Origin of the sequence: Achromobacter insuavis (genome assembly GCF_902859645.1) — a bacterium.
GTDB classification, from domain to species: Bacteria; Pseudomonadota; Gammaproteobacteria; order Burkholderiales; family Burkholderiaceae_B; genus Achromobacter; species Achromobacter insuavis.
On record NZ_CADIJR010000053.1, the window covers coordinates 16,621 to 28,481 of the forward strand.

Here is an 11,861-nt window from a genome sequence, read left to right on the forward strand (position 1 = left end):
GCTCCGTTTCAGACCGCCAGGGTGGCTTCGAGCCTGTTTTTGAATGTGGCAATCCACTCGCGCAACGCCCTGCCTTCTTCCACGGCCCGCTCGCGAGCATCGCGGTCACGCGCCTTGTCTCTCACGGATTCAACCAATTCGTTGAACCGTTGGTCGAACTCTTCCGCCATGAATGCCAGGAACTGGTCGACCAACTGGTCCCTACCCTCTTTTATCCGCGCGACCTCGGCCCGGCTCAGGTTGGTGAACTCCGCGTCCACCTGGGTTTTTCTGCTCTTCCACACCTTCGCGAGATCGACGAATTCTTCTTCACCGAAGACAGGCACGGACTTTTCGTCGCCCCATGAAAACGGGTTGTACCACCGGCTCGTGCTGACTTTCCGGTGCCCGACAACCACTTGCTCTCGCTCGACCTCGACCTTGCGAATGTCCAGATTCAAGGAGATACCGGCAACGCTTTTCCGAATGTTCTCCATGGCTGGAAACTCAAGCTCCTCATAGTCTTCGAAAATCTCGAGAACGTATTCCTGGTACGTTTTCTGCAGGTCTTTGGCCACGTATTTCTGACTGGCCTCGAATGCGCTCTGGTACAGATTGGCGAGCCTGTTGTACTCGAAACGAAGCTGCGAGGACGCCTGTTCCACCCTGGCTTTCGCCTTGGACAATTCACTCTTTCCGGAGAAGCCATTCGACACCTTGCGGATCGACGCATTCATCTCGGTTTCCAATTCGACGAGGGTGTCGATCGTGCGCGACGGCAGACTCTTCTCGTTCGACCGCAATTCCTCGACATATGCGTCCACATCGAATCCACGCGTGCGCCGCTGCTGCAATCCTTCCAGCTCCCTATTGAGCTTTTTCAGCGCACGCTCGTCCGTATTCAACTGGTCGGTCAGGTCCGCCTCGTTCAGACCCATTTCAATGACCCGACTCAGCGCCTCGCTGGCGCGTTTGGCTCGATGAGGCAAGCTGTATTTGTCGATGTATTCGTCGATCATTGTCTCCACCGCCGGCAGACCGCTGCTGAGCAGCAGACGCGAATACTGTTTGTCGGCCAACGCCATGCTGACCCGGGAAGTCAATGGCATGTACTGGAGCATATTCATGCACGGCTCCTGTTCAAACAGCTCCGCCATGGTGCTGTAATCGCCTCGTTCCTTGCGTGAATGCAGATCGCCAGGCTTGCGAATCAGGCGCGTCAGATTCGCGGATACCGGGTAAACCAAGGGATTCTGGATACCGTTGCTCATCAGGTACTTCTTCACGCGTTCCAGGATTTCTTTCGGATCCTCGCCCTTCTCCGGATCAAACACGTCCATCTTGTTGACCACGAAGATGAAACGATCCTTGCTTTGTTTGCCGCCCTTGCGCATTGCCTGGCCGACCAATTCAAGCAGATTGCGGTCATCGTCAATGCTCAGCTGGCTGGCGTTCAAGACATACAGGATCAACGGATTGCGCAGCGAGTCCTGAATGAAACCCATGGTGACGCGCTCATGATTCTCATCCTGGCTGTTGTTCGGCCCGGGAGTATCGGTCAGCACCAGACGCACATTGTCGCGATCCCGAACTGCCGAAATCGCCCCCTCGAGCTCGATCGTGGCCGTATCCTCCATTCGGTTCCATTGCTGAATCAACTCAAGCTCAGCATCCTGGACAGTCTCAGCCCGTTCTCCATCACGGGTAATGCGGGCGGCATTGAAGCGGTCCCTGAGTTCGCCGTTATGAACGATCCTGGCAATTGTGGCCGTCGTCGCCTCGTTGGCGGCGGGCAGCAAATCGCGGCCCAGCATCGCGTTGATCAACGTCGATTTCCCCGCAGACATCGTGGCTACGACACAAACATCGAAGTCATTGCCGAGCGCTTCGTCGAGTGCCGTTTTGGCTTCGGCGTTGTCGTTGAAGTAGGTTCGCAGCTTCGGGTGCGATCGCGCTTCATCCACGAGCTCGCGGATCTTGTCCAACCGCACTTCGGTATGCTCAGTGCGAACCCAATCCAGCTCCACCAGCATTCCCCGGTTCCTGGCTGCCTGTGCAGCCTCCGCGACGTCCAGATAATCCGATTCCACACCCTTGAAGCTGACCTTGAACCGGTCATCGCCATTGAAGAGTTGGCTCAACTCGTCAAACAGCCGCTCTATCCAGGTCTGAAGACGGCTTTCGCGATAACTTGACAGTTTGCAACCTTCGGCCGGCACTTCGCCATTGATCAGGAAGGTTGTCTCGACGGTAAAGGGGTTATGGGTAATGTCGATGTAGTTCATAAATTTTCGTATGCACTGCGTTGATGTTTGATCAGGTGTTCGACGGTTCTGATGCCGCTCATGCAAACCAACCTATGCCAGTCTTCGGTGGCAAGAGCCAGATCGTCGCCAGGCGGGGCCGGGCTGATCGGCTCGAGATCGGACAGATCCTTGAATACGCGCCGCCGCACCGCTGCCGGGACGATCGCGGCTGATACCAGTCTCTGCTCGTGGTCTTCCATCGCCTGCAGCGCCTGCCGCAGCCTGGCGCGCTGCCCCCGGGTCAGCGGCTCCTCATGCCGGGCCATGGTGGCGTAAAGGGCGGCGGCGGCCATGGTGGGAACGATCATCGGGTCAATAAAACCTGCCTCTTCCAGAAAAGCGCGAGCCTGGGCCACATAGGCTTCCAGGTCTTCGCCACGCTCCCGATCAAGCAGGTCAACCTTATTGAGAACGAACGCGATACGCAGGCCGGAACGGGCCTTGATCCGCCGATGCAGTTTGACCAGCAACTCCTTGTTGTCCGCAGTCGTGAGCTGACCGATATCCAACACGTAGAGCACGAACTGGGCCGGGATCTTGCGCCAAGCGTCGAACACGCGTTTTTCGTGGTCAGCATCCATACTGTTGTTTGGGCCTGGAGTGTCGTGCAAGACCAACCGGTTGGCCAGGCTTTGGGAACTGCGGAAAGGGCCGCTCAGATCAATCTGCCGTACTTGAGCGTCGCTATTCCAACTGCGGATCTGATCAGCGGAAACATCATCATGACGAATCAGCTCGCGTCCCGTACTCGACAGGCACCTCCCATGAAACCTGACCTGATGAGGCCGATGCTCAATGGAAGCCACACACGCCGTGGTCGCCTCGTTCGCCGAATGCAGTAACTCACGACCGATCAGGGCATTGATCAGCGAGCTCTTGCCCGCGCTGACCGTCGCAAGCACCAGTACATTAAAAAGGGGCGTCGCTTTCTTCTCCTTCAACGGAGCAACCTGAAGCGCCGTCTTTTTCCTTGCGCGCGGACTGCCGGCGGCCCCTGCTCCTCTTTTCGCGGCGCGAGCGCCGCTTCTTGCTCCCCTGCTACTCATTGATGACAAACACCCGGTTGAGTCCACTCGTTAATCGTTTCCATACCGTCCACATCGGCAACTGCCTCCGCATCCAAGCGTTGCAGCCTGAACCCCTCCGGGCGCTCAAAGGGAATGTTCGTGACACGTGCCGCGACAACGCGATCCAGCGCCAGGCAACCCACGCGCGCAGGAGCCAGCACGCTGTACACCAGCAAAACATCATCACCTTGCTGCGTCAGCCCTAGCGGCCCCACCTTGTCAGGTAAAGTGGGGTCACCGAGATCGCCGTAACTCAATTCCAGCCATCGCCCGGCACCAAGGGCGTCGCTGACAGCATGCAACACGTTTTTTCTGCGAGGATTGGTCGCCGCGTGCGTCAATGACGACGACGGTCCGGTATCCACCTCCATTGCGTTTGGATATGGAGATCTTCGGCGATATCCAAACGGCTTATTTCGATCGTCCCGTTCGACGTCGAAATGCACACTCAACATTTCCAGCTGCCGTTGAACCGTGCGCAGATCTCGGATATGGCCCGCGGCCAGCAATTGCCGATGCAACTCGACCGCGGTAATTTTTCGGTGTTGGGGAATGCGCTGAATCAAATCCAGGGCCATGCGCAACGTGGCCAGATTCCGGGGGCGCGTGGTCATCGGACGGAATACGGCAGCACCGTATGTCCGACAGAACCAGGAAGTTGTGCCACGAAGCCAATCTGTAACTCAGGCATAGTGTTTTCTGGAGGTAACTTAATGCGTCAGATAATGATACCTGCATTATTCATGACTTCCCCAGCGAGATACGCCCCTCTGTTCATCATCATGACCATGCCTTTAACTTCAAGGCGTGATCAACCATGGCAACCCATCCGTTCCTCAAGGAAAACCGCTGCGACAAGTTGTGTCGCAGGGAAAACAGCTCGAACACCTCGGTAATTTTTTCGATCGCGCGGCCAACGGATATTCGGCCGCTTCAGGAATAGAATCGCGCAGCCTCCCGCTTCATGACCGCTTTAAATGGATAGACAACAACTTCTATTGGCCAGCCTATTGAGAATTCTTCCCTATATCGAAGACGAAGAATCCGAAGACGGCGGCATCTCGATGTCGGAAATTCGCGAACGACTAGCCAGCATGCATCAGCCGGTTCCGGATTCCCGCCAGATCCGCCGCACTCTGCTCAAGCTCGACAGCGTGGGTTTCCGCGGCGCAACCCGGGCAACCCGCTGGTACCGCACGATTCGGCGCAGCGAATTCAATATCCAGAACATGAATGTCAACATGGCGATGGCCATGTGTGCGCTAAAGCAAGTGGCAGACCGTCATCTGCCAACGGTCGTACTGGAGGATCTGGCGGACACTTTCGCGGATGCCACGCGCTTTCTTGCCGCCCATCAAGGGCATCCGGGCGCTGGCCGAGCACACAATTGGGCGCGCAAGACCTTGCGCATCGACGGCACGCACCCGGTCGTGCTGCCCCGTTTCAGCGCGGACGTATATCGACCCGTCACGGAAGCCCTGTATTACGGACGAAAGCTATCGTTTCGCAACACCCAATTCGGCGAGAAAACGCCCGCTGAACGAATCTACATCATGACGCCGCTGGCCATGGTCGACCGGGCCGGTGTCTTGTATATGGTGGCCTGGGGCACGCAACGCCCAGGGCGGCGATTTCTCTTCCGGATGGACCGCTTGTCCCACGTACAAGTACTTGATGAAGCTGCTGATGTGGATCCCTCTTTCGACCTGGAGGACTACGTACGGCGCGAGGATGCCCTCAATTTTCACAGCAGCGAGGACATTGAAATCGTACTCAAAGTCGATGAGCCCCTGATGGAAGACGGCCGCCCTCGTCGCCATCCGCTGCGCGAATTCTGGCTGGCGCAGGATCAGCGGATGCAGGAATGCGAGGGCGGGTTTGAATTGCGGGCAACAGTGAAGCCCTCGACCATGTTATGGCAACTGCTGCATGGTTACGGCTGCTCCATCGAGATCCTGCAACCCGACTCCATCCGGACGAGCTTTGCCGACAATGCGCGACGACTGGCCGAACGCTATACCTGACCTTTGAAGATGCAGTCAGGTGCGGGGCCACGCGTACGCGAGAAGCAAAGGCAGGAGAATTTCGGCCTTGCCGCGCAAATTATGCGAGGCCAACCGGTCCATTGAGGTCGAATTTGGATTGATCTGCACCAATTTCGCTCCCGCCGCCAGCGCCGCATAACAAAGCTCAGCCGCAGCCGGGGATTGGCAAGACGTGCCGACCGTCAGCACAAGGTTGGCGGACGTAGCCAGGATGTGGCAGGTCCTCCACAATGCTGCCTGCGGCCTTTCTCCGTGCCAGAGCCGGCCAGGGCGCACAAATGCCCCGCAGAGCCGGCATGCGGGAGGCGCCGAATGGGTGTGCTCAAGCGGTCGAGTGGCAAAGTTGCCGCCGTAGGGTTGAGAAACGTGGGGAACACCGCAGGCAGGACACCAGGCATCATCCAATCTGCCATGTAGATATATCGCGCGCGGTGTTCCCGCACGCTCGTGCAAATTGTCGCCGTTCTGGGTGATGACCGTCATCAACGGGATGACTTTCGCCAATTCCCCTATCGCCCAATGCGCCGCATTTGGCATCGCCCTGCTGGCACGCACCCGACGGACCGAATTCCATGCCCATACCGACGCGGGATCACGCCTGAACCCCTCGGCCGTGGCCAGATCCCCCGGGTCATGCTGGCTCCAAAGGCCATCAATGCCGTCGCGGCTGGCGGGCAGGCCACTGGCGACCCCCAATCCCGACCCCGTGATGACAACGACCTCTCGGGCTTCGCGCAGAGTATTCAGCAACCCAAACGACAGATGAAACTTGCGATATTTCATGCGATGGCCTGCTTTTGCAAAGGCAAGGCCCCTTGCCGCCCCCGAGGCAGGAGCTTCAGGCTGAATTCCGCATACAAGCGGACATAGAGTTCGCGCAGGCTTTTCACAGGTCGAAATCTCGCCTGCCGCACAACCGTAACGAAATCCGCGGGTGCAAGCTGATACAGCCGGGCAAGCTCGCGCGGCGCTACCGTCAGCAGGTCTTCAATATTCAAGCTGGCGGCGGCTTCCATGAACAGGGTCCAGGCATCCTCCTCCCTCAGGTAATCGACGCGGACGTTCATCTCGAACTGCCGCAATGAGCCCGGATCCGGCACTTCGCAAAGGCTGCTCGATGCGATGACGATGCCGTCATGCTTGCCCAGCGCAGACTCGACCTCATGCGCGAGCGCCACCTCCCAGGCCTCTCTGCCCGCACGCCCACGGTGCAACAGAAAGTCTGCGTCCTCCAACAACAGAATCGCGCCTCGATGGCGCGCCTGGGACGTCATGGCCTCAACCCGCGAAGAGCCTGCGCAGGAGGTCGGCAGCAGATCCGCTGTGCGCACAACCGACAATGGCCGCCCAAGCTGGGCCGCCAACCAGCGAGCCAATGCTGTCTTTCCCGTGCCTGATGGGCCATGCAAGGCGACCCGCGTACAGTTCAACCGGGCCAGCGCATGCCTGGCTTCCGTGGAAGGAATGCTGGTATTGAGCAGCTCGATCTGATGCTGTTCCAGTACTGGGTCCTGAAATACCGCTTCCGGTGTCAAGAATTCCGGTGAGTTCACAAATTGCTCCGAGGATTTCAACAGGAGCTAATTCTGTGACGTCATTCGGACAAAACATGGCTGAATCGGCATTCGAGCTTTTCCGCGCGGACAGTTCTTCACAGACGATCACAATTCCCCAATATCCCTTTGCCTGACCCCACAAGACAATGGAAGCCATCGTTTCCTAAGGTATCCACAAAGGCTGTGGAACGCCTTGGATCCGCCCTTGGCTACTGGAGTGAAATCCCATGCAGGTCCGCCATCGCATCCGCTTTCTCACCACCACACTGCTATTCAGTTTGGCAATCGCCACAGCCTTGGCCGAATCGGCCCCTCCCCCCACCGCTCCACGGCTTCCTGCCGCAACTCAAGGCGAACACCAATCCCAGACGGCCCCCGCCGCCCCCCAGGAACGCCTGCGCGTCGGCCTGTCCGACCCCGACACCAAGCTGGTGCTGCCGTGGTTCGTGACGACGCTGACCGATGCCGTCAACCAGGGCAAGTCGGCGAACGAGACCGGCAAGGCGCTGCTGGACGGCCTCTGAACGCCGGCTCGCGAGCACGCGCCACGCGCTGGCGGGTCATAGCTCGTTGAGCGATTTTTCCCGCAGTTTTTCCACCAGGAACTCCACCAGCGAGCGGACCTTGCCGGCCATCAGCCGCTGGTGCGTCATCAGGGCGAACACCGGCCGGGGCGGCGTTTCCGAAGCCACCATCAAGGGCCGCAGGCGGCCCGCCGCGACGTGGTCGGCGATGGCCCAGGCCGGCGCGTAGACGATGCCGGCGCCGGCCGCGGCGGCGGTGACCACGCCATCCACGGTGTTCGAGCGCATGCGGGTCGGCACCCGCACGACGGTGGGCTTGCCCTTGTCCATCAGCGTCCACATGTCCTCGGTCGCCAGGTGGCTGTACACCAGGCCGTCGTGTTGCGCCAGGTCCTGCAGGCTGCGGGGCGTGCCGCGCCGCGCCAGGTAATCGGGCGAGGCGCTCAGCACCCAGCGGATGGACCCCAGGCGCCGCGCGACGAGGCTGGAGCTGGGCTGCTCGCCCACCAGCACCGCGAGGTCGATGCCCTCTTCCAGCAGGTTGACGGGGCGGTCCAGCAGATGCAGGTCGAGCGTGACCTTCGGATGCAGCACCAGGAACTTCGCCAGCAGCGGCTGCAAATGCACGCGCCCGTACAGCGTCGGCGCCGTGACGCGCAGCCGGCCGGAGGGATCGGCGGCGTCGATCCGCATGCTGCTTTCCAGTTCGTCCATGTCGGCCAGGAGCCGCTTGGCCTCGGCGTAATAGCGCTGGCCCGCCTCGGTCAGGCGCAGCGCCCGGGTCGAGCGCACCAGCAGCCGGGTGCCGAGACGTTCCTCCAGCGCGCTGATGTGGCGGCTGACCGAGGCCAGTGACACCCCGCTGACGCGCGACGCGCCGCTGAGACTGCCCTGGTCCACCGCCGCCACCAGCAGCGCCATGCCTTCCGATCGGTTCACCCTGCCCTCGCTTTGCGGCCCTTGCCGCCGGGATGTCATGCGGCTCCAGTATTTCATATCTGCAAGGCTGCTTTACGGATTTTGCTATTCACTGCAAGGATCGCCACTTCCATACTGGGGCCCGTTTTCCCGACACCCGTATGCCGCAATGTCTTCACCCGCCGCTTTTTCCCCCACGCCCCTGACACCCGCCGCGCGCCGTTACGCGATGCTGGCCGTGTCCCTGTCGATCTCGATGGCGACGCTCGATACCTCCATGACCAACACGGCGCTGCCGTCGATGGCCGCGCAGCTCGGCGTCGGCGCCGCCGACGTGATCGGCGTGGTCACGATCTATCAGCTGGTCATGGTGGCGACGATGCTGCCGCTGGCCGCGCTGGCCGGAAAGATCGGCCACCGGCGGGTGTTCCTGCCGGCGCTGTGGCTGTTCCTGGCCGCCTCCGTCTGGTGCGGCGCGGCGCAGTCGCTGTGGTCGCTGGAGGCGGCCCGGGCCGCGCAGGGCCTGGCCGCCGCGGCGCTGATGGGCTGCAACATGGCGCTGGTGAGCGCCATCTACCGCAAGGAGGAACTGGGCCGGGGCATGGGCCTGAACGCCATGATCGCGGCCGCCTCGCTGGCGGGCGGGCCGGTGCTGGCGTCGGCGATGCTGACGGTGCTGAGCTGGCACTGGCTGTTCTATGTGAACGTGCCCTTCTGTCTGGTGGCGCTGGCGCTGGCCGGCCGGCACCTGCCCAGGTTGCCGGGCGACGGCAAGGCGCTCGATGCCGGCGCGGCGCTGCTGTGCGCGCTGGCGTTCGGGCTGGCGGTGCTGGGCCTGGAGCGCGCGGCGCAGCCGGACTGGGCCACCGCCCTGATCTGGGGCTGCGGCGCGCTGAGCTGGGCGCTGCTGCTGCGCCGCGAACGCCTGAGCGCGCACGCCATCGTGCCGCTGGACCTGCTGCGCCTGGCGCCCTTCTCGCTGGCCGTGCTGGTGTGCGTGCTGGCTTTCGCGGCGCAGGGCGCGGCCATGGTGGCGCTGCCTTTCCTGCTGAACCAGACGCTGGGGCGCGACATCGCCGAGGTCGGGATGCTGATCGCGCCCTGGCCGGTGATGGGGGCCTGCCTGGCGCCGTTCTCGGGCAAGTGGTCGGACCGGATGTCCGCCAGCCTGCTGGGCATGGTCGGTCTGGCGCTGCTGGCCGCCGGCCTGCTGGCGGTGAGCGCGCTGCCGGCCGGCGCGCCGATGTGGGCGGTGATGCTGCCGATGGCGTTGTGCGGCACGGGGTTCGGGCTGTTCCTGTCGCCCAACCAGCGCTTCATCATGTTCAGCGTGCCGGCGCACCGCGCCAGCGTGGCCAGCGGCCTGTCCGGCCTGGCGCGGCTGCTGGGCCAGACGATGGGCGCGGCCTTCGTGGCGGCGTGCTTTGTGTTCAACGCCCGCGCCGGCGCCACCTGGGCCTTGTGGGTGGCGGTCGGGTTCGCGCTGGCGGGAAGCCTGGCCAGCGCCCTGCTCGAACGCCTTGCGCGGCGCTCGCGGCAGGCGCTGGCGGCCTCGTAGCGGCCCGGCGGCGCTCACCGCCCGGCGTCGCGTACCGTCCCGCAGCGCTCAGGCCGGGTGCCGCGCCAGGAAGTCCTGGATGGCGTCAAGGTAGCGCCGCGGCTGCGTCTTCCACGCTTCGACCAGGGTGGCCGCGGGCGCCAGTTGCGCCAGTTCCAGCGAGACGGCGCGCGGATGCAGCGGGTCGTTGCCGCCCAGGATCAGCAGCGGAATCGGGTTGCGCCGCACGAAGTCGCGGCTGACGCTGAAGACGAAATCGCCGCCGAACAGGTTGTGCCGCAGGCCTTCCAGGGCCCGTTCGTCGATGGCGGGGTCGCGCTGGCGCACGGTGTCGGCCCATTGGTCGAAGGACTCGCCGCGCTTGCCCTCCGGCCCGGCGATGCCGATGGGCTGTTGCAGGATCGCCGACGCCACGCGTTCCGGCGCCAGTTCGCACAGCTTGAGCGCGAACGACGAGCCGATGCAGGAGCCGATCACGTGGAAGCGCTGCACGCCCAGCGCGTCCAGCAGGCCCAGGTGATCCAGCGCATAGGTGGTCCAGCCGTCGCTGGCCAGCACCGGCGCGCGCGAGCGGCCGGCGTTGCGCTGGTCCGGGGCGATCACGCGGTAACGGCTGGCGAGCGCGGCCACCGGATCCGGATACTCGCGCGGCCGGCCGTCGCGCGTCACGCGCCACAGTTCGCGGTGCGACAGCATGCCGCCGGGGGCCAGCGCCAGCACGGCGTCGCCCTGGCCCTGGATGTCGAAATGCAGTTCGGCGTTGCCGATGTTCAGGATGGGCATGGCGGCCTCTTGGGCGTCGGTGAAGCGTTATTGCAGCGCCACGCCGCTGTCACGCAGCAGCGCCGGGAATTTGAGGGCGTCGCTGACGATGCGGTCGGCGAAGGCCCGCGGCTGGTCGGCGATCGGCTCGAAACCGATGGCCAGCAGGCGCGCGCGGAAGTCCGGTTCGGTGACGGCCTGGCGCACCGCGCGCCAGACGTCGTCGACGACTTCCGGCGCGGTGCCGGCCGGCGCCAGCAGGCCGAACCAGCCGGTGTCGCCCTCCATCTTCAGCCCGACCTGCGCCGCCGTCGGCACCTGCGGCACGGTGTCGCTGCGGTTGTCCTGCAGCACGGCGAGCGCGCGCACCTAGCCGTTGGCGATCAGGCTGGAGACGGCGGGCAGCGCCACGATGGCGGCGTCGATCTCGCCGCCCAGCAGCGCCACCACCGCCGGCCCCGCCCCCTTGTACGGCACGTGCTGCACGGTGCCCTGCACTTGCTGCTGCAGGCGGGTGAGCGCGCGATGGTTGCTGTTGCCGTAGCCCGGGGTGCCGATATTGACGACATGCCGGCTGGCCGCGTCGCGCAGGCCGGCGATGTCGCGGACCGGCGAATCGGCGCGCACCACGATCACCGGCGGCGTGGCCGCCACGATGCTGATGGGCGCGAAGCTCTTGACCGGGTCATAGTTGATGGTGCCCTGGAACAGGGTCTGGTTGGCCACCAGCATGTCGCCGGTCAGCAGCAGGGTGTAGCCGTCGGGCGCGGCGCGCGCCACCTGGTCGGCGGCGATGTTGCCGCCGGCGCCGGCGCGGTTCTCGACGATGACAGGCACCTTCCACAGCGCCCCGAGCCGCTCGGCCAGGCCACGCCCGAGCACGTCCATGGCGCCGCCGGGGGCCAGCGGCAGCACCAGGCGCACGGGTTTGTCGGGATAGGCGGCGCTGGCCGGAACCATCGCGCCCAACAGGAATGCCACCGCCAGGCCTTGCACCCGGGTCCAGAAACGAGAGAACTTCACACCGCACGCTCCACAAAGCCCGCGGGCGTCCGGCGCCGCGCGGCGCCGGCCTCGGCCACCCCTTCGGTGTCGAACGCCCGCTTTACACAGCAAACAGGCTAAGAGGCGCGCCATTCGGCGCCA

At 63.2% G+C, this 11,861-nt stretch carries 10 protein-coding genes and 1 pseudogene; 3 read left to right on the forward strand and 8 right to left on the reverse strand.

Going from position 1 to position 11,861, the window contains the following annotated elements; genetic code table 11:
- Positions 1 to 8 precede the first annotated feature (8 nt).
- From H0523_RS32140 to H0523_RS22490, 3 genes are all read right to left on the reverse strand, one after another.
- Entirely contained in the window at positions 9 to 2,264 is a 2,256-nt protein-coding gene (locus tag H0523_RS32140) for a dynamin family protein (RefSeq protein ID WP_054431758.1), read from the reverse strand.
- Positions 2,261 to 3,226, reverse strand: coding sequence for a dynamin family protein (locus tag H0523_RS22485; RefSeq protein WP_054431759.1), 966 nt, complete (start codon positions 3,224 to 3,226; stop codon positions 2,261 to 2,263). Before H0523_RS22485 ends, H0523_RS32140 begins: the two co-directional genes overlap by 4 nt.
- A 101-nt stretch (positions 3,227 to 3,327) precedes the next feature.
- On the reverse strand, positions 3,328 to 3,930 hold the full coding sequence (locus H0523_RS22490; RefSeq protein ID WP_156333497.1) for a hypothetical protein: 603 nt from the start codon (positions 3,928 to 3,930) through the stop codon (positions 3,328 to 3,330).
- Between the two features lie 399 nt (positions 3,931 to 4,329).
- Between H0523_RS22490 and H0523_RS22495 the strand changes: the two genes are divergently transcribed.
- Positions 4,330 to 5,376, forward strand: coding sequence for a helix-turn-helix transcriptional regulator (locus H0523_RS22495; protein WP_054431760.1), 1,047 nt, complete (start codon positions 4,330 to 4,332; stop codon positions 5,374 to 5,376).
- A 15-nt stretch (positions 5,377 to 5,391) separates the two neighbouring features.
- Here the strand turns inward: H0523_RS22495 and H0523_RS22500 are convergent, their stop codons facing one another.
- Positions 5,392 to 6,180 (reverse strand): SIR2 family NAD-dependent protein deacylase, encoded by a 789-nt coding sequence (locus tag H0523_RS22500; protein WP_231689791.1) that lies wholly within the window; start codon positions 6,178 to 6,180, stop codon positions 5,392 to 5,394.
- A complete protein-coding gene (locus H0523_RS22505) occupies positions 6,177 to 6,950 on the reverse strand; it encodes an AAA family ATPase (protein WP_180180147.1) in 774 nt (257 codons plus the stop codon). The genes H0523_RS22500 and H0523_RS22505 overlap by 4 nt, the downstream gene beginning before the upstream one ends.
- Before the next feature lie 230 nt (positions 6,951 to 7,180).
- Between H0523_RS22505 and H0523_RS22510 the strand changes: the two genes are divergently transcribed.
- The gene (locus tag H0523_RS22510) at positions 7,181 to 7,477 is read left to right on the forward strand and encodes a hypothetical protein (RefSeq protein WP_054431762.1); all 297 of its coding nucleotides are present in this window, start codon (positions 7,181 to 7,183) and stop codon (positions 7,475 to 7,477) included.
- Between the two features lie 36 nt (positions 7,478 to 7,513).
- Here H0523_RS22510 and H0523_RS22515 read toward each other — a convergent pair whose 3' ends face one another.
- Entirely contained in the window at positions 7,514 to 8,416 is a 903-nt protein-coding gene (locus tag H0523_RS22515) for a LysR family transcriptional regulator (RefSeq protein ID WP_231689790.1), read from the reverse strand.
- A gap of 148 nt (positions 8,417 to 8,564) precedes the next feature.
- Between H0523_RS22515 and H0523_RS22520 the strand changes: the two genes are divergently transcribed.
- Positions 8,565 to 9,953, forward strand: a complete 1,389-nt coding sequence (locus H0523_RS22520) for an MFS transporter (protein ID WP_231689789.1) — start codon at positions 8,565 to 8,567, stop codon at positions 9,951 to 9,953.
- Positions 9,954 to 10,001: 48 nt separating this feature from the next.
- On the opposite strand, the gene H0523_RS22525 is transcribed toward H0523_RS22520, so the two are convergent.
- On the reverse strand, positions 10,002 to 10,736 hold the full coding sequence (locus tag H0523_RS22525; RefSeq protein WP_054431765.1) for an alpha/beta fold hydrolase: 735 nt from the start codon (positions 10,734 to 10,736) through the stop codon (positions 10,002 to 10,004).
- Positions 10,737 to 10,763: 27 nt separating this feature from the next.
- A pseudogene (locus H0523_RS22530) lies at positions 10,764 to 11,852 on the reverse strand (Bug family tripartite tricarboxylate transporter substrate binding protein).
- Positions 11,853 to 11,861 lie beyond the last annotated feature (9 nt).